Source organism: Candidatus Nitrosopumilus sp. bin_6a (genome assembly GCF_054095695.1).
The window spans coordinates 56,525-74,020 of the sequence record NZ_JBSWSR010000009.1; the positions used below are offsets into that span (position 1 = coordinate 56,525).

General features: G+C 33.4%; 18 protein-coding genes and 1 tRNA gene. 3 read left to right on the forward strand and 16 right to left on the reverse strand.

What is annotated here, in order from left to right:
- Positions 1-109 precede the first annotated feature (109 nt).
- Both ACW9XA_RS09400 and ACW9XA_RS09405 read right to left on the reverse strand, forming a co-directional pair.
- Positions 110-1,441 carry a ThiF family adenylyltransferase gene (locus tag ACW9XA_RS09400; RefSeq protein ID WP_457764061.1) on the reverse strand — a complete coding sequence of 444 codons (1,332 nt, stop codon included), beginning with the start codon at positions 1,439-1,441 and terminating at the stop codon, positions 110-112.
- Positions 1,441-2,655, reverse strand: coding sequence for a threonine synthase (locus ACW9XA_RS09405; RefSeq protein WP_457764062.1), 1,215 nt, complete (start codon positions 2,653-2,655; stop codon positions 1,441-1,443). The genes ACW9XA_RS09400 and ACW9XA_RS09405 overlap by 1 nt, the downstream gene beginning before the upstream one ends.
- Positions 2,656-2,838: 183 nt before the next feature.
- Here ACW9XA_RS09405 and ACW9XA_RS09410 point away from each other — a divergent pair, with 183 nt between their 5' ends.
- A complete protein-coding gene (locus ACW9XA_RS09410; RefSeq protein WP_457764063.1) occupies positions 2,839-3,414 on the forward strand; it encodes a hypothetical protein in 576 nt (191 codons plus the stop codon).
- A 4-nt stretch (positions 3,415-3,418) separates the two neighbouring features.
- Here ACW9XA_RS09410 and hisI read toward each other — a convergent pair whose 3' ends face one another.
- The 11 genes from hisI to ACW9XA_RS09465 are packed head-to-tail and all read right to left on the reverse strand — an operon-like array spanning position 3,419 to position 13,165.
- Positions 3,419-3,745, reverse strand: a complete 327-nt coding sequence (hisI, locus tag ACW9XA_RS09415; protein WP_457764064.1) for a phosphoribosyl-AMP cyclohydrolase — start codon at positions 3,743-3,745, stop codon at positions 3,419-3,421.
- 23 nt (positions 3,746-3,768) lie between these two features.
- Positions 3,769-4,572, reverse strand: coding sequence for an imidazole glycerol phosphate synthase subunit HisF (hisF, locus tag ACW9XA_RS09420; protein WP_457764065.1), 804 nt, complete (start codon positions 4,570-4,572; stop codon positions 3,769-3,771).
- Positions 4,569-5,276: a 1-(5-phosphoribosyl)-5-[(5-phosphoribosylamino)methylideneamino]imidazole-4-carboxamide isomerase gene (gene hisA / locus ACW9XA_RS09425; protein WP_457764066.1), complete on the reverse strand. Its 708-nt coding sequence runs from the start codon at positions 5,274-5,276 to the stop codon at positions 4,569-4,571. Before hisA ends, hisF begins: the two co-directional genes overlap by 4 nt.
- Positions 5,273-5,878, reverse strand: coding sequence for an imidazole glycerol phosphate synthase subunit HisH (gene hisH / locus ACW9XA_RS09430; protein ID WP_457764067.1), 606 nt, complete (start codon positions 5,876-5,878; stop codon positions 5,273-5,275). Before hisH ends, hisA begins: the two co-directional genes overlap by 4 nt.
- The gene (locus ACW9XA_RS09435) at positions 5,878-6,465 is read right to left on the reverse strand and encodes an imidazoleglycerol-phosphate dehydratase (RefSeq protein WP_457764068.1); all 588 of its coding nucleotides are present in this window, start codon (positions 6,463-6,465) and stop codon (positions 5,878-5,880) included. The genes hisH and ACW9XA_RS09435 overlap by 1 nt, the downstream gene beginning before the upstream one ends.
- Before the next feature lie 25 nt (positions 6,466-6,490).
- Positions 6,491-7,465 (reverse strand): HAD family hydrolase, encoded by a 975-nt coding sequence (locus ACW9XA_RS09440; protein WP_457764069.1) that lies wholly within the window; start codon positions 7,463-7,465, stop codon positions 6,491-6,493.
- Complete coding sequence (gene hisC / locus ACW9XA_RS09445; RefSeq protein WP_457764070.1) at positions 7,462-8,532, reverse strand: histidinol-phosphate transaminase; 1,071 nt, start codon at positions 8,530-8,532, stop codon at positions 7,462-7,464. Before hisC ends, ACW9XA_RS09440 begins: the two co-directional genes overlap by 4 nt.
- The gene (gene hisD / locus ACW9XA_RS09450) at positions 8,529-9,800 is read right to left on the reverse strand and encodes a histidinol dehydrogenase (protein WP_457764071.1); all 1,272 of its coding nucleotides are present in this window, start codon (positions 9,798-9,800) and stop codon (positions 8,529-8,531) included. The genes hisC and hisD overlap by 4 nt, the downstream gene beginning before the upstream one ends.
- Complete coding sequence (gene hisG / locus ACW9XA_RS09455; RefSeq protein WP_457764072.1) at positions 9,800-10,777, reverse strand: ATP phosphoribosyltransferase; 978 nt, start codon at positions 10,775-10,777, stop codon at positions 9,800-9,802. The genes hisD and hisG overlap by 1 nt, the downstream gene beginning before the upstream one ends.
- 38 nt (positions 10,778-10,815) lie before the next feature.
- Positions 10,816-12,072, reverse strand: a complete 1,257-nt coding sequence (locus ACW9XA_RS09460) for a hydroxymethylglutaryl-CoA reductase, degradative (protein ID WP_457764073.1) — start codon at positions 12,070-12,072, stop codon at positions 10,816-10,818.
- 1 nt (position 12,073) lies between these two features.
- Positions 12,074-13,165: a PQQ-dependent sugar dehydrogenase gene (locus ACW9XA_RS09465; protein WP_457764074.1), complete on the reverse strand. Its 1,092-nt coding sequence runs from the start codon at positions 13,163-13,165 to the stop codon at positions 12,074-12,076.
- A gap of 82 nt (positions 13,166-13,247) precedes the next feature.
- On the opposite strand from ACW9XA_RS09465, the gene ACW9XA_RS09470 reads away from it, so the two are divergent.
- Positions 13,248-13,322: transfer RNA gene (locus ACW9XA_RS09470), tRNA-Met, on the forward strand.
- Here the strand turns inward: ACW9XA_RS09470 and ACW9XA_RS09475 are convergent.
- On the reverse strand, positions 13,320-14,648 hold the full coding sequence (locus ACW9XA_RS09475) for a TiaS agmantine-binding domain-containing protein (RefSeq protein WP_457764102.1): 1,329 nt from the start codon (positions 14,646-14,648) through the stop codon (positions 13,320-13,322). The two genes, ACW9XA_RS09470 and ACW9XA_RS09475, sit on opposite strands and share 3 nt — an antisense overlap.
- 82 nt (positions 14,649-14,730) lie before the next feature.
- Here ACW9XA_RS09475 and dph2 point away from each other — a divergent pair, with 82 nt between their 5' ends.
- Positions 14,731-15,726, forward strand: a complete 996-nt coding sequence (gene dph2 / locus ACW9XA_RS09480) for a diphthamide biosynthesis enzyme Dph2 (protein ID WP_457764075.1) — start codon at positions 14,731-14,733, stop codon at positions 15,724-15,726.
- Here dph2 and ACW9XA_RS09485 read toward each other — a convergent pair whose 3' ends face one another.
- Together ACW9XA_RS09485 and ACW9XA_RS09490 are read right to left on the reverse strand one after the other, a co-directional pair.
- On the reverse strand, positions 15,727-16,326 hold the full coding sequence (locus ACW9XA_RS09485) for a tetratricopeptide repeat protein (protein WP_457764076.1): 600 nt from the start codon (positions 16,324-16,326) through the stop codon (positions 15,727-15,729). It abuts the gene before it with no gap.
- Positions 16,327-16,331: 5 nt separating this feature from the next.
- Complete coding sequence (locus tag ACW9XA_RS09490) at positions 16,332-17,408, reverse strand: zinc-binding dehydrogenase (RefSeq protein WP_457764077.1); 1,077 nt, start codon at positions 17,406-17,408, stop codon at positions 16,332-16,334.
- Positions 17,409-17,496: the final 88 nt, after the last annotated feature.

Below are 17,496 nucleotides of genomic sequence, written 5' to 3' on the forward strand. Positions count from 1 at the left end.
AATACTAGATTATTTCGTTACAAAAATTGTGCTTTATCCCATGAAATCTAATTTGATCCGTATATTTTTTATATTTTACCTATAATTTATGTAATTTTTACAGACTATTTTATGCCTTTATCTCTTTACCTAACAGACTTTTGTACAAAGAGATGGCATCAGATTCATCTTTTGGGCCTACCACAACAGCAGATCCTTTTTTCATAAAGCTTACAGATAATTCATTAGTTCTCAAAGATAATCCCAAGTCCCCCTGATTATCAATTGTGAATCCTTTTTGTTTTCCAATTGCAGTAACACCATTTACATCAAGATCAAATGTTTCAGTTGGAGTGATAGAATAAGTTCGCTTACCACGATTACGTCCACACAGTTCTTCTAAAATTAATTCTTCTTTTTGTACAACTTCAAGTTTACCGGTTCCACATATTGGACATTCCTCAGCTCGAAACGTTCTAGTGAAATTAAAGTCCAAATTTTCTAAATCAATGTGTAAAATTCTTTGAGAAAGATTAGGATTTTTACCGAGAATTACTTTAACTGCTTCGGCAACTTCAATTGCACCAACAATAGAAAGTATTGGCGGATGAACACCTTCGATACTACATGTTGGCATTGTATTTTCATCTAATTCAGGGAACATGCAAAAATAACATGCAGATTTTTTAGGTAAAACAGTAAATACTTGTCCAGATGTTCCAACGGCAGCTCCTGTAACAAAAGGAACCTCAAATTTTATACACGCTTTATTTAATGCGTATCTTGCATTGACACTATCAAGTGCATCAATTACAACATCACATCCTTCAACAACTTCAAGTGCAGTATAATCATTTACAGATATAGCAAGTGCTTCAATTTTACAATCAGGATTTAGTTTTTGTAATTTTTTAGCAGCGACTTCAACTTTGACTTGACCAACATCATCTTCATCAAACATCATTTGCCTATGTAGATTAGATAGTTCTATTACATCTCTATCAACGATACGTATAGTTCCAACTCCCATTGTAGCTAATCTAGAAATTATTGGATGTCCTAAACCACCAGTTCCTACAACACAAACTTTTGCATTTTTTAATTTTAATTGTCCACCATATCCAATTTCTTCCAACATTACTTGTCTTGAAAATTTATCCAATTCTTTTGATGATAGTTCTTCAGAGCCGCCAGCTACTGCAGGCAAGATGTAAACTTCATCACCATCTTTTAGAACAGTTTTCATCCCATCAGAAAATTTTGCGTTCTTTCCATTGATGTAAATGTTAATCAGTGAACGAGGAGTACCATCACCTTCAAGAACTCTACGTTTAAAATCATCACCCATCAATTCAGAAATTTTTGTGAATGCATCAGTCAAAGAATCAGCTGAAATTTCGGTCTTTTTTTCCCCACCGCTTTGATTGAGTACAGATGGAATTGTAAATGTGATATTAGGCATTAGTTTACTACCGCCGATATTTCCCCTACATCTGCCTTCATTACTGTAGGTTTTTTTAAAACAGTCATGATAGATTCTGTTGCTTTCAAACCATTGCCAGTAACATAGCATACTACTTTGTCATTTGCATCAATCTTTCCTTGTTCAACCATTTTTTGGAGTACGGATATTGAAACTCCACCAGCTGGTTCGGTGAATATTCCTTCAGTTTGGGCAAGTAGCAAAATTGCATCAAGAATTTCTTTGTTGGTGCATTCTTCTGCATATCCATTGTATTGTTGTAAACGTTTGAGAACATATCTGCCATCTCCAGGATCACCTATTGCCAAACTTTTTGCAACAGTATCAGGATGTTCAACTGGAATTACTTCTTTGTTATTTTTCTTAAATGCATCAACTATTGGTGCACATCCATGTGGTTGTGCTGCAATCATATGCATATTAGAAACATCATCAAGAAGTGAAACTGTTTGCATTTCCTCAAATCCTTTACAAATAGCATTAAGCATTGCACCGCTTCCTACTGGGACTATTAATTGATCAGGAACTTGCCAACCAAGTTGTTCTGCAACTTCAAATGAAAATGTCTTAGAGCCTTCCACATAATGTGAACGCATGTTAATATTTACTATACCTATACCTTTGCTGTCACCGATTTGAGCAGCTATTGTATTTGCATCATCATAAGTTCCATCAACTGCAATATAGTTTGCGCCATACGATAAAGCCTGAGCAATTTTTGCCATTTCAATATTACTTGGTGCAAATACATGACAAGGTAATCCAGCTCTAGCTGCATGTGCTGCAGTTGCAGATGCCAAATTACCAGTTGATGCACAACCTACTGCAGCTAATCCAAATTCTTTTGCTTTAGAAATTGCAACTCCAGCAGGTCTGTCTTTAAATGAAAACGTCGGGTTTACAGAGTCATTTTTTATGTAAAGGTTGTTTAATCCTAATTTTTTCCCAAGGTTATCAGCCTTGATTAAGGGAGTCATTCCAGCACCAATACTTACAATGTTTGATTTTTGCTCGATTGGTAATAACTCAAAATATCTCCAGTAGGTATGTTCACGATTTGCAAAAGTGTCTTTTGTGATTGTAGGGAAATTATATTTTACATCTAATGGACCAAAACACTCATCGCAGATATACTTGAAAGCAGTATCATATTCTTTTTTGCATTCTCTGCATTGCAGTGAGGTTCTAGTCAAGATCATTATCACCTTTGATAATATAGATAAAAAATCCTAATATCAAGTTAAGCATTACTTAATTTAATCATTAAAAAATATAGTAAATAATAGTGAACATAAGGGGAAAAAGAGGAAAAGAAAGATTTTAGAAAATTTGCTATTATGAGGAAGGTTTTTAGATATTTTCAAAAGATTGTCTTTATGAATAATAAAATCATAATTCCAATTATCATAGGAATTGTTATAATAATAATTGGATTCATTGGAATAACAAATCAAAAATCGGATATAATGGAAGTTGAAGATACTCTGAATAAAGAATTAGATCCCGCATCAGAGATATCTCCAGAAATTCAAGAAAAATTAGAAAATATTGAAAAAAAAAAATTAGAAAATGAATATTCCCCAAAAGATAGAGAATGGATCACATCAGGACCATTTCAGATTGATCGAAGTGAGTATCTTTTAGGAGAAAAAATTTTTCTTAGAATCGGAGGATTAGGATTGGATGAAATTGGACAGGTGTTATTTTTAAGACCATTAAACAGTACGCATTATGAAAATTATTTAAGCATACCATTTGACGGTTCAAATAAACCATCATTCAATTATTACCTACAGCCACAGCTTTCAAAAGCTCAAAAATATTGTGTTCCAGAAGATTTTATTGGAGATTGGAAAGTTGTATTCAAGGGAACGAATTATCCAAATTTGGAATTTAAGATAACCAAAGATATTCTTCCAGGTGATGAAGATGATTTTCAACCAGTCTGTTGATTGATTATTCCAAAGTGTTATGAAAACAAACTTTATCACCCAAATGACAAGCAGGTCCTGATGGTTCAACTAAGTAAATTATTGCATCAGAATCACAATCAACTAGAATCTCTTTAATTTTTTGTGTGTTACCTGATTCTTCTCCTTTCATCCAAAGTTTACTTCTAGAACGACTCCAAAACCAGGAATTTCCAGATTTTTTGGCAAGTTCTAGAGATTCTTTATTTGCATATGCTAATGTTAAAACATCTTTTGTATTTGCATCCTGAACAATTACAGGTACAAGACCACCGCTTTTTTCAAAGTCTATATCATCAATAGTTTTTTCCATATTAAATAAAACAAAAATCAGTATTATAATCTTACAGGAATTGATTTTTCTTTCAAATGTGATTTTACGCCATTAACCCCATGTGTGTCATAGTGAAAAATTGAAGCAGCAAGGGCTGCATCTACGTTTGATTCTTTGAAAACTTCAATCATATCATCCGGCTTGCCACATCCGCCTGAAGCAATTACAGGAATAGAAACAGAATCTACGACTTTGCTAGTTAGTAAAATATCATATCCATCTTTAGTTCCATCTTTATCAATACTAGTCAGAAGAATCTCGCCAGCGCCTAATTTTTCTGCGTCTTTTGCCCATTCAATTACATCAATTCCAGTTCCCTCTTTACCGCCATAAATGAAAACTTCAAACCAAAATTGCTTACCATTTTCAGAAAAAATATTTTTTGAATTATCAAGAGTGTAATTTCTTTTAGCATCAATTGCCACTACAACACACTGACGTCCAAACAACTCCATTAGTTCTGTAATGACTTTGGGATTTTTTATTGCGCCAGTGTTGATGCCAACCTTGTCAGCTCCATTAAGTAAGATATTTCTTGCATCTTCCAGAGATTTTACTCCTCCACCCACAGTAAATGGAATATCAATTACTGATGCAACATTTCTAACCAACTCTTTGATTGTCTTTCGTTGTTCATCAGATGCAGTAATGTCCAAAAATACAAGTTCATCTGCACCTTCATTACTGTATTTTTCTGCCAATTCCACAGGATCTCCTGCATCTTTAATTGATTCAAAATTCAATCCTTTAACAACTCTGCCATTTTTTACATCCAAGCAAGGAATGATTCTTTTTGTTAATGTCATGATAATTTTTTTGCCTCCTCAATTGAAATTTTTTTCTCATATAGTGCTTTTCCAAGGATTACTCCAAACGCATTTTTTCCTTTTACATCTGCAATATCATTAATGTTTGAGATTCCTCCGCTTGCAATGATGTTTGTATTTGGTAAATTACATGCTTGTTCTAGAAATTCTAAATCAGGGCCTTCTAATGTGCCATCACGACTGACATTAGTTAACAAGAATTCCGTGAATCCCAATGCAAGAAACTCTTTGATTGATGGAATTAATTTAACTCCAGTCCCTTTTTGCCAGCCATGAATTACAATTTCTCCATCTTTATGATCAACAGAAATTACTATTTTTTCTGGCCCTAATTCGGACAATAGTGATTTTAAAAGAGGTTTGTCTTTGAATGCCAATGTTCCAAGCACTATACGTTTTGATAGTTTTGCCATTTCCAACACCAATGATTTATCTCGTAAACCGCCAGCAACTTCGACTGGAATCGATATGGATTCAAGGATTTTTTTAATAATTTCAATATTGGAGCCAATTCCTAAAGTAGCATCCAGATCCACTAAATGAAGGATATCAGCTCCTGCAGACTCCCATTTTTTTGCAATATTCACAGGATCACTGCTGTATACTGTCTTTTGATTAGGATCACCTTTGTACAATCTAACAACTTGTCCATTCATTAGATCGATTGCAGGAATTATTTTCATTTTTTACACTCTTTGAGGAAATTTTCTAGCATGATTTTTCCAACATTGCTAGATTTTTCAGGATGAAATTGTGTCCCAAAAAAATTTTCATGTTCAACAACTGCTGGAACTTTGATTCCATAATCGGATTCTGCAGTGATTACATCATCAGATTTGGGTTTTACTCTATACGAGTGAACAAAATAAGCCCAAGAACCATCTTTGACACCCTCTAGAATTTTTCCAGGTCTTTTAATTTCAAGATCATTCCATCCCATGTGCGGCACTTTCATGGAGGATGGGAGAACAATCACTTCGCCATCAATCACATCTAACCCCTTTTCTTTTCCTTCTTCACTTTTTTCAAAGAACATTTCCATTCCAAGACAAATTCCAAGGACAGGCATACTGCCAACATAGTCTCTAAACTCTGTTTTTGAATAATTTCTAACACTAATCATGGCAGGATCAAAGTTACCAACACCTGGAAGTAGCAATCCAGAATATACATTAGGATTGTCAAAGGTGGTAATCACATCAACTGTGGCACCTATTTTTTCAAGGGAATTTTTTAAGCTGAAGATATTTCCAGCGCCATAATCAAAAATTGCAACACTAGCCATTACATTGAACCTTTTGTACTTGGGATTCCTTTTTGTTTTTTATCCAGTGTTGATGCATTTCTTAATGCTACAGCAAGTGATTTGATGGCAGCTTCAACTTTGTGGTGGTCGTTATCTCCATACTTTACAGTAAGGTGAATGCAACTATTCAGATTTTGCAGCAAAGATAGGAAAAAGTGCTCAAGATCTTCTTTTGATACATCTTCAATTTTGTTTCTTTTTATAGATAAAGTCAACTTTGAAAACGGACGTTTTACCAAATCAATTGAAGCTTCAGCAAGGGATTCATCCATTGGAACCGAAGCATAGCTAAATCTAGTAATTCCACGTCTAATGCTTAATGCCTTGTCAATTGTTTGTCCTATTGTAATTGCGGTATCTTCAATCAAATGGTGTTCAATACCATCATTTGATTTTGCATCAACTTTAAGATCCATCATTCCATGTGTTCCAAATGATACAATCAAGTGATCAAGAAAGTTTATTCCTGTTTTGATAGATGTCTTTCCAGTTCCATCTAAATTTACAGATACTGTAACACTAGTTTCCTTTGTATTTCGTTTAATTGATGCCTTTCGTGGTGCCATTTTTCTCACAGATTATGTAATTGAATTATTCTAAATTTAATACCTTTGGTAGTAGATGAATTGAATCCAACACCAAAATAGCATCATTTTTTTCAAATAACTCTAGTTTTTCTTTAGGATTTTTACTAGTACCGATAATTCCACAAAATATTGTCTCATTGCCCAAGTCAGTGACTTTTTTTGCCATGATAAAGTCCTCAAAAGAATCTCCGACATAAAGAGGCAAAATACTATTCATTCCCTTCATTGAATTTAAGAGAGGTTTGGGATTTGGTTTTGCAAGTTCACGTGATTCATCTTCAAGAAATATAGAATTATTCAAATCAAATTTATTCAATAATGATTTTAGAGAGTAACTTACAGATTCTTTCCCTCTGCCAGTAACCATGGCAATTTTCGAATTGAATTTTTTTTGTAATTTTTCAATTAAAAAATCATCTAGTATGACATCATCTTGTTCAATTAATCCAGATTCAGAAAAACTAGAAATGTTGTTAAACAATTTTTCATATAATTCTGGTCCATAGAAAATTTGATCAAAGATGCGATATAATGGATTTTCATGGTGAGTTCCAGGGTAAGATAATTGTTTTTTGATATCAGATATATCTACAAGATTTTCAATGAATTTTTCTACAGAGACAATGCCGCTTGAATCAGAATGATTTATCACATCAAAAATAAAATCGGTTTGATCTTTTTCTAATTTCTTTGCCGCAACTATGGAAATGATTGCAGCATATGTCAAATCAACCTCATCATTGAATCCACCAGTAGCTTTGAATCCATCAATGATTTTAAAATCGACATCTATAGAACCTTCAATTTGTGCAAAATGCTTTAGAACGTATTGAGCTGTTTTAATTATTGTCAAGTCATAAGACTTTGTAATATCAATTAATACACCATCACAATCAAAAATCACAGCATCTATTTTTTCTAATATTTTGATTTTAGAATCATCTACATAGATTCCATCAGATTTTTTTCTTAGAGTCATCCCAATAAGTCACGGATTGCCAATAAGAATTTTGAATTCATCTCTTTTGTGCCAATAGTAATCCTAAGACAGCCATCATGGTTACCAATTTTTCCTAATTTGCGAATTGCAATTCCTTGCTCTGATAGAGCTGAATAAACTCGCTTGTAGGCACTATGTGCATCAAAAAGTACAAAATTAGCCTTGGAATCAAACACATGAAATGTGTCATATTTGTTCAAAGTCTCAATGATTCGTTTTCTTTCAGTTTTGATATTATCAATTGCATCTTTCATAACATGGAATTTTTCTAAAGCCTCAATTCCTGACTCTATAGTAATTGTACTGACAGGATAAGGATATTGTAAAATGTTCATGAATGCCTCAGTGAATTTTTTACTTGCTACGAAATACCCCAATCGGATTCCTGCCAAGCCAAATGATTTTGAAAGAGTTTGAACAACAATCAGATTGTCTTGTGTTTTTACCATATCAGAAAGGGAGTATTCGCTAAACTCTCCATAGGCTTCATCAATAATTACAAGACCATCAAATGATTTGATTAGTTTTTGTAATTCGTTTTTTGCAAACTGGAATCCTGTTGGATTGTTTGGAGAATCAAGATAAAGAATGTCTGCATTTTTAGATTGTTTTAGAAAATCTACAATGTCTAATTTCATGTCGTCTGAGAAAGGAATTGCAATTAATGGTATGTCGTACAATTTACAACGTTCTTCAAAAAACCCAAACGTAGGGTTGGATGTTAAAACTTTGGTTTCTTTTGATGCAAAGTTTGAAAGTATTAAATCCAATATTTGATCAGAGCCATTTCCAACTCCAATCATTGCAGAGGGTATTTTTGTGAATTTTGATATTGCATCAATCAATCTTTCAACACCACCTAGAGGATATGCTCTTATGTCAGAATTTTTTCTTGCAGAAGAAAGTATATCATTTTGGAATTGTTTTGGCATTACATAATTTTCATTTGAATCGAGTTTTACTGAATCTTGAATGAGTTCTGGTTTTTGATATCCCCCAATGGAATTAAATTTAGAAATTTTTTCTTCAAACCAATTTTTTTTCAATCTAATCTACCTCTTACTGCTTCATAGTGATTAGAAAGTCCTTCAGATTTAGTCAAGACTTCAAGATGTTTTGAGATTTTTGACAAAGACTTTTTTGATGATTTTATCTGTGTGTTTATCTTCATATAGTCCAAAACAGAAAGCGAGCCTCTAATTTTTCCAAATCCATTTGTCGGAAGAATGTGATTTGAGCCTAAAACATAGTCACTTGCAGATGAAGGAGTATCATTTCCAACCAAAACCAGTCCTGATGAAGTAATTTTTGAAGAAATTGATTCAGGGTTTTTTGTCATTATTTGCAAATGCTCAGGAGCCAAAATATTTGCAAGTTTAATCATATCAGAATCAGTTTTGCATATTCCAATAAACCCATTGTTTTTAAGACTTGATTTAGCAATCTTTTCTCTTTGAATTGTCGGAATTAATTCTGATATAATTTTATTTACACATGTTGCTAGTTTTCCAGAAGTAGTAATTAAATAACAAAAAGTATCACTGCTATGTTCTGCTTGAGAAATTAAATCCAGTGCAATGAATTTTGGGTTTGCTGAATTGTCTGCAATGATTCCTAATTCAGTGGGACCTGCAAGCATATCAATACCTGTTTGTTCACTGACTAGAGATTTTGCAGTAGTTACAAATGCACCTCCAGGACCTACAATTTTATCAACTTTTGAAATGGATTTTGTACCATAAGATAACGCTGCAATAGATTGCACACCGCCAGTTTTGTAGATTTCATCAGCACCGGAAATATCAGCAGACACGATTGTTAATGGATCAATTTTTCCATCAGAATTTGGAGGAGATACAACTACAATTCTTTTAACACCGGCAATTTTAGCTGGAACAACAGACATTATCACAGAGCTTGGATACTTTGCCAATCCGCCTGGAATGTAACATCCCACACTTTGAATGGGAATGAATTTTTTTGTAATTTTTATCCCATCTTGATTAATTGTTATATTTTTCAGTAACGATTTGACAGTGGATTCTGTTTTTCCAAGCTTGTTTTTTGCTAACCGTAATGCATCAAGTTCAGTTTTTGAGATCTTAGAATATGCATCTTTGATTTCGTTTTGAGACAGTCTAAGTGTAGTAAGATTTGCTTTGCCAAATTTTTTTTCATATTTTTTAATTGCAGCATCACCATTTTTTTTGACATCATTTAGAATGGATTCAACGATAGTTTTGTTATTTTGAGGCTGTTTTGGGACTATTCTTGCTGCAAATTTCTCAACATTTGTAACTTTGATTATTCTCATCAATTTTCTTCGTCACGTTTTATCTCCTCAAGTTCAAGGATTTGCCTAGGTTCATGAACTACAAGGCCTTGGGCAATCTTTCTTAATTTAGGAATAAGTTTGTGGAATTCTTCTTTTTTGATTACAGTGTTTATTCCAAACCATCCTTCCTCACTGAGTGGGCTTACTGTAGGTTTTTTCAAAGAGGGCATCTGTGTCAAGAGTTTTTTTAGATTTTTTTCTTCTACATTAAGGTAAATGTGGAGATATTTTCTGCCATGAACTGCACCTCTCATCAAAGTCACAATATCAAAGATTTTTTCACGTTTTTTAGGATCTTTTAGTGATTTTTTATTTACAATCAAATGTGCAGTAGAGGTAAGAACTTCATCAACTATTTTGAGTTTGTTTTGTTTTAGTGTTGTACCTGTTTCTGTAACATCCATTATGGCATCAACATCCTCAGGGGGCTTTGCCTCAGTTGCACCAAAAGACAAATGAATTTGAACATCTTTGTTGTTTCCCAGTCTTACCCAGGGAGTAACAATCAAAGGATCTTTTGAACCATAATACTTTTTGTAAGATTTTGATTGTTTTAGAAATTTTGAGGCAGTTGTAAGATATTCAGATGAAATTCTAAGTGTTTTTTTCTTTTTACCATAATCTGCTATCATCTCATCAAGATTTTTGTAATGATACTTGTCAGGAAAAGCAATTACCAATCTAATTTTGCCATATTCTAAATCTAGTATAGGTTCAACATCAGAATTTGTTTCTCCTACCCAATCCTTACCAGTAATACCTACATCATACAATCCTTCTGCAACTAATGTTGGGATTTCTTGTGGACGAAGCATTTTGACAACAATGTTTGGGTCATCTAGATAAACTCGATAAGTTCTACTCTTTCTATTTACTTTAGTCCAAGATTTTTCTAATAGTTTGAATGTAGCTTCTTCAAGACTACCCTTTGGAATAGCAAATTTTACTTCAGACATTTTTAATTTTTTCACTTTTTAGGTATATAATCGCATGTTTAAATTTGCTCAAGTAATTCTTTAGCTCTGTCAAGTGAAATTTTCTTTTCTTGAATCATTTTTTGAACAATTTCATCTATTTGTTCAGGTGTAGCACCTGCAGCAGCAGCCAGATTTCTTGCATGTAGACGCATGTGTCCTTTTTGAATTCCTTCTGTAGAAAGAGCTCTAATTGCACTATAATTTTGAGCCAAGCCAGTAGCAGTCATTATACATGCCAATTCTTTTGCAGATGTGACTCCAAGAATTTTTGTGCAAATTTTAGCCACGGGATGAACATTTGCTATTCCCCCCACAATACCTACTGAAAGAGGCATTTCTAAGGTGCCAATTAAATTTCCATCTTCATCCTTGCTCCACTTACTTAGAGAGCGATATCTTCCTGATTGCGCAGCATATGCATTTGCTGCAGCTTCAATGGCTCTGCTATCTTGACCTATAGCATTTGCAACGGCTATAGTTCCATTCATGATACCTTTGTTGTGAGTGACAGCCCTATACACATCATTGTCAGCAAATTCAAATGCAGAAATGATATTATCAACTACTTGTTCGCCTCCGACTGCTTCTTTTTCAAATACTGCTTTTGCTCTAGCTATTCTTCGTGTAGAATAATTTGATAAAATTCGAAGTAGTGCTCTGCCACCAGTGATTTTTTCAATTAAAGGAGAAATTGCCTCACACATAGTATTGGTTACATTGGCACCCATTGCATCACCTACATCTATTAACAATTCAACAATGAGCATCTTTCCAGAAGGTGTATCAATTTCTTTACATGAGATCTCTTTGGCACCTTTACCCATTTTAGACAAAGTGTTACTTTTAGAATTTGCCAGTTCAAGAAGTTCGTTTGAAGAATCCTTTATTTGTGAAATGGCATATGGTATGTCAACATCTAACATCTGTATTTGTCCAATACTGAATGATTCATTTGCAGAAACCTCAAACCCACCTTTAATTCGTGCAATTTTAGCTCCCTTTGATGCTGCTGCAATTACAGACGGTTCTTCAATTACCATAGGGACGACATAGTCTTTACCGTTTATCTTGAAATTTGTCGCAATTCCTAATGGAAGTGAAAATGTTCCAATGGCATTTTCAACCATTTTATCTGCCTTGTCAAAAGAGATTCCACCGTTTTCGTTTTGCAAAATATTCAAATCTTCATTTGAGAGATTTGCAAAGTTTGCAATAACATCTAATCTCTCTTTTCTAGATTTTTCAAAGAATTTTGAAATTGACGAGTCAGGCATTTTATTTCAGTATCCTCAATAGTTTATCATCCATACTATCTGGAAAACCTTTCCCGTCAGTATTTGAAGTAATCACATAAAGACTTCCATCCTGACCTTCAACTACATCACGCACACGTCCTATACCGCTAAGAATTGATTTTTGAGAACTCAATCCCTCTTCAAAATCTAGTTGATACAGATTTGCTGCTCTCATCGAAGCCATAATGAATGAAGATTCAAAATTTAATGCATTCCCAGAATAAAACAATATGCCACCAGGTTCTATGCTCGGATCATAGCAGAGAATTGCGTCTTGGAAATTTTTATTTCCAGAGCATTGTTGTTCAGGCCATCCATAGTTTTTTCCTGATTGAATTAGATTAATTTCATCATTTTTTTCAGGTCCAAATTCTGCCACAAACAAATTGCCATCATCATCCCAAGTCATACCTTGAGGATTTCTATGACCTAATGAATATACTGGCGAGTTTGAAAAAGGATTATCATCAGGAATTGAACCGTCATCATTTAATCTCAAGATTTTTCCAGACAAAGAATTAAGATCTTGAGGAAGATGTGATGCATCAGAAACAGTTCCAGTTCCCACATACAATTTTTCATCAGGTCCAAATTTAATAAAACCGCCATTTGTAAATGAAGAGCCAGGAATTTTATCGAAGATAGTTTCTGCATCAATTAATTTATTTTCAGATTCAGTAATTCTTAGGATCTTATTCCACAGATTTCCATCCTCATCATATGTTAAAAATACATAGAGATAATGATTATTTGAAAAATTGGGATGTAATGCAATACCTAACAGACCACCATCAAACACATCAGCTGCACGTAATGTAGCTAGTGGTGATTCTAACAAAGTGTTATTTTGAATTACTCTAATCAATCCATCTTTTTCTGTAACAAAAATTCGATCATCAGAAACAGCAATTGCACGTGGTTTCTCAAGGTTTTCAGCTATAACGGTTACAAAATCACTTTTAGAATTTGAATTTATTTCAGGTAACGGAATAGGATCAGTTGGAGATGTTAAAACCAAAACAGAGAAAATTATTGCAACAGCAACTGCGGCGATTTGTATTTTTTTGTCCATGAAAAGACAATCTTTTCAAATCCTATTAATTACTTTCAAGAATTTGATAAAGCGTATATACGGCTCAACTTCATTTATGTTCAGCGGGGTGGGGAAGCCAGGTCATCCCGGCGGGCTCATAACCCGCAGTTCAGTAGTTCAAATCTACTCCCCGCTACTTATCATATACACAAAACCATGAAAGGGAATTATCAAATTTTGTAGATTTGTTTACGATTCCAATTCTCTGTAAAGGTCTACTAAGATGCCTATGTGCGGAAATTTCTGGTAAATACAGTTGATTTTTTATTTTTCTTGAATTTTCAACAGTGATTTTCTTAGAGGATTTTGCTCCACAACGAATACACTGAAATCCTTGATTCAGTCCTTTAGATTTCATTTTTTTGTTGCATTTTTTACATTTAGGATTGGATAGTAAAGTATTCTTTACTAGAGAGATTACATCAAGAAATTCCAAATTAATTATTCGTGGGAAATTTTTTGAGGCTTTTCTAACACCACCGCCTACACGTATCTTATCACCTTTCAACAAATTAGATGCAGCAACAGTCATGCCAGTTGGTTTGTAAACAGCACACCAAAATTCATGATTTTTAGAGATGATTTTAAAAAACACATGTCCACCTTTTACAATTTTTGGCATGTTAGATACAATTCCAGTAATCTTTCCAGATGCATACGGTTTCATGTTTTCAAAATTTAATTCATTTTTCAAATGATCACCAGTTCCCTGATTTGATTTGAAGATCATGTAACCATCCAATTTTTCATTTGTCTTTAGAATTTTAGTAGCATAAACTAAGGAATCTACATCTTCTCCTCTGACACCATAAAAAACAGGATCAGGCCCATGGGGTGTGATTAAAATTCTTCCTTTCTTAGTATCAAAGCTGTTAAACGTATTAGGAGAAGTTTTTTCTTGCATGATTTTTACACTGTCAGCAGAAATCTTTCTTTCTTTTCCAAATTTTGGTTTTTTACGATAGCTCAAAAGTTCTAATGTATGATCATCAAAGTCATAACCAATTGCACCTATTGCACCTATCAATCCTTGACCATTGCCTTGATAATGAATCTCAATATTGTTTTTTTTAGCAAATTTTTTTGCATTGTTTCGATTAATCAATTGCCATAATGCTAATTTGCTAAATTTTGTAAATTCAGGTGGAATCAAATCACTTTCGAAAAACACCAGTCCTGGATTTGCGCCATTTTTAGTATCAGAGTATTTTGAAACTAGATTTTTAATTTGATTTTTTATTTTAGACGGATTTTTTGTCTTTATTTTCATAGAAACGGCTCCATTCCCTCTTGTTTTCCATGGAATGTTGGGATTAAATCGTACCAGTCTTGGAAAATCTAAAAATTCTGTTTTTTGTTTTTGTAGTAAATCAACAATTTTGTAGGCAAGAAAAGTTGTACACATTCCTTTAGGCGAATCAGTATCATCAAATCCAACGTTAAGGACAGTTTCATTTTCCATGACTTGTTTTAATTGATCAGACATTTTTAGTTGTTGTAAGCTTCAGTTGATTTAAATTAATAACGTACAATTCCAAGCTCAATTGATTGTAATAGACGAAGCAAGAATTTTCAAAGAAATAGAAGAAAAAAATCCAGCATCAGTTTCATTAAATGGTCCAGATGGTATGTTGCCTCAGGTTCAGGATATGGCAATTAAAATTTCAAAAAAATATGGAATACCAGCATATGTTTTAGCAGATACAACATGGGGAACTTGTGATTTGAATACAACAGGTTCAAAGATTTTAGGAGCAGAAATTCAATTTAATGTTGGACATACAATCAATACAGAATCATTAGAAAAAAATTTAGTTTTAATTGATGCTTTTGATGATGTAGAATTTGATAGCGTAGCAGAAAAATGTACAGAGTTACTAAAAGGAAAATTAGTTTCACTAGTTACAGATAGTCAACATTTACATCAAATGGGTAAAGTTGAAAAGATTTTAACAAAAAATGGAATTAAAGTAAAAATCGGAAAGGGGAAAGGTCAATTAAATGACGGCCAAGTATTTGGATGCGAATTTTATCCTGCAACAGAATTAAAAAAAGAAGTTGACGCCTATGTATTTTTAGGGCAAAGTAATTTTCATGCAGCTGGAATTGCATTGTCTACTAATTTACCAACCTACATTTTAGATCCATACTTTAATGAGGTAAGGGAAGTGACGGAATTTGCACGTACGTTAAAAAAGAAAGCAACTCTAGCAATATTCAAAGCCGCAGAAGCAAAGTCATTTGGAATAATCATCGGGTTAAAAGAAGGACAGTTATCAAAAGTGTTTGGCTTGAAATTTAAAAAAGAATTAGAAAAGGAAGGAAAAACAGTTCAATTATTTGCACTTACAGATATTACAAATGAAAGATTAAACAATCTTAGAGGAATTGATGCATTTATTCAAGTTGCATGTCCAAGAATTTCCACAGATAATCAGTTTGACAAGCCAGTATTATCAACACCACAGGCTAATGCACTTCTAAAAGTTTTACGAAAAGAAAGCATTGATGAATATTTAGAAATTCCGCACTGGTTATAGTTACAAAACTAATTTTTTGAATCTTAGATTATCTGATATCTTTTCAAAAGATTTTGATTTTTTTGCTTTAATTTTGTATTGAATTCCTTGAGAAATTGCATGTTCAAGGAGATCTAATGCTTCATCATTTCTAGATAACATTGCAAAATTACAGGATTTATCAAACAATACATCGCCATTGTGAGGGTAATCATTTAGAATTTTATCACAACATGCAACAGATTCATCAAAATTTCCCATCGAAAATAAAATTCGTTCTTTATGGTATAGTGCAATGTTATATTTTGGATTATTTTTCAAAATCTCATCACATATAGATAATGCATCATCAAAATTTCCCTGTTTACGAAACGATGAGATTTTGTTAATCAATACAGACAAATCATCAGGAGAAATCTCCAAAGCAGTATCATAGCACTTCATGGCAGAATCATATTCTTTCAATTTACTTAGAGCATATCCTTTATTATTCAGAGAGCTCAAATGTCTTGGATTTTCGTCTAGAATTTTATCATAATATGTAATTGCTTCACGCAATTTTCCTTGTAAAAATAATCTATTGCCTTCATCTAAAATTGAATTTGTTTTTGGATCTTCCATGTCAATCAAGACCCAGGTTTGATTAAGATTTTTCCAAATAGTCCTTTGCCTTTGAGCATCTTTGTATGAGCAACAGCTGCTTCTTCTAAAGCATATACTGAATCAATTATTGATTTTATTTTGCCTTGTGACATCCAATACATGCCTTGTTCTAGCTCTGCCCGAGTTCCCTGAGTAGAGCCTAGAATATTGATACCTTTAAAGAAAATATGACGCAAGTCAGTCTTGGCATCATATCCAGTTGTTGCACCAGTTGTAACTATAGTTCCGCCATAATTTAACAAAGTTAATTCTTTATTCCAATGTGTTCCACCAATGTGTTCAAAGATTACATCAACACCAGGTACATCACCTAACGGTTTTGGGATTTTTTTTGCAATTGAACGCACTTCCTTATGCCAATCTTCTTTTCTATGATCCACTGCAAAATCTGCTCCCAATTCCAATAATTTATCTAGTTTGTCAGGACTTGCAGTGGCAATTACAGTACATCCAAAAAGTTTTGCAATTTGAATTCCATAATTGCCAACTCCAGAACTACCACCCATAATCAAAACAATTTGTCCGGGTTGAATTCTTGCTCTGCCAACTAACATATGCCATGAAGTCAACAAAGTCATTGAAGCGGCAGCTGCTTCATCATATGATACACCTTCCGGGATTTTTACAACATTTACTTCTGGAAGATGTGTAAATTCGCAATAACCTCCCCATAGTGGGCCTGTTTCAAAACCCCAGATAGTTCGTTTTCTACAATCAAATTCTCGTCCATCAGTACATGCTTTACAAACTCTACAAGACATGTTACCATGCGATACAACTCTATCTCCAATTTTGATATTTTTTACATCACTTCCAATTGCTATTACCTCACCTGCTGCATCAGTACCAGAAATATGGGGTAACGGAATTGCTAAAGGCTTGCCTCTCATTCCCCAAATATCATCATAGTTTAGAGCAGCTGCTTTTACTTTGATAATCACCTCATTAGATTTTGGCTCAGGCATTGGAAGATCTTTAATTTTCAGGATTTTAGAAAAATCATCATCATCAGTATATTCATCGTATACCAGAGCTTTCATGATTTTCATGAATTTTTTGAAAATATATGATTTATCAAAGATTCTCCAAGCCACAAACAATTATAATCATAAAAGCAAAATTCTCAAT

Excerpts from the sequence above, each read along its gene's own strand:
- ACW9XA_RS09435 (WP_457764068.1), bottom strand. The coding sequence starts at position 6,465 with ATGGCACCACGAAAGGCATCAATTAAACGAAATACAAAGGAAACTAGT.
- ACW9XA_RS09485 (WP_457764076.1), bottom strand. The coding sequence starts at position 16,326 with ATGGAAGATCCAAAAACAAATTCAATTTTAGATGAAGGCAATAGATTA.
- ACW9XA_RS09440 (WP_457764069.1), bottom strand. The coding sequence starts at position 7,465 with ATGACTCTAAGAAAAAAATCTGATGGAATCTATGTAGATGATTCTAAA.
- ACW9XA_RS09460 (WP_457764073.1), bottom strand. The coding sequence starts at position 12,072 with ATGCCTGACTCGTCAATTTCAAAATTCTTTGAAAAATCTAGAAAAGAG.
- hisG (WP_457764072.1), bottom strand. The coding sequence starts at position 10,777 with ATGTCTGAAGTAAAATTTGCTATTCCAAAGGGTAGTCTTGAAGAAGCT.
- hisA (WP_457764066.1), bottom strand. The coding sequence starts at position 5,276 with ATGAAAATAATTCCTGCAATCGATCTAATGAATGGACAAGTTGTTAGA.
- ACW9XA_RS09400 (WP_457764061.1), bottom strand. The coding sequence starts at position 1,441 with ATGCCTAATATCACATTTACAATTCCATCTGTACTCAATCAAAGCGGT.
- ACW9XA_RS09465 (WP_457764074.1), bottom strand. The coding sequence starts at position 13,165 with ATGGACAAAAAAATACAAATCGCCGCAGTTGCTGTTGCAATAATTTTC.
- hisH (WP_457764067.1), bottom strand. The coding sequence starts at position 5,878 with ATGGCTAGTGTTGCAATTTTTGATTATGGCGCTGGAAATATCTTCAGC.
- hisF (WP_457764065.1), bottom strand. The coding sequence starts at position 4,572 with ATGACATTAACAAAAAGAATCATTCCTTGCTTGGATGTAAAAAATGGC.
- hisI (WP_457764064.1), bottom strand. The coding sequence starts at position 3,745 with ATGGAAAAAACTATTGATGATATAGACTTTGAAAAAAGCGGTGGTCTT.
- hisD (WP_457764071.1), bottom strand. The coding sequence starts at position 9,800 with ATGAGAATAATCAAAGTTACAAATGTTGAGAAATTTGCAGCAAGAATA.
- ACW9XA_RS09475 (WP_457764102.1), bottom strand. The coding sequence starts at position 14,648 with ATGGAAAATGAAACTGTCCTTAACGTTGGATTTGATGATACTGATTCG.
- ACW9XA_RS09490 (WP_457764077.1), bottom strand. The coding sequence starts at position 17,408 with ATGAAAGCTCTGGTATACGATGAATATACTGATGATGATGATTTTTCT.
- ACW9XA_RS09410 (WP_457764063.1), top strand. The coding sequence starts at position 2,839 with ATGAATAATAAAATCATAATTCCAATTATCATAGGAATTGTTATAATA.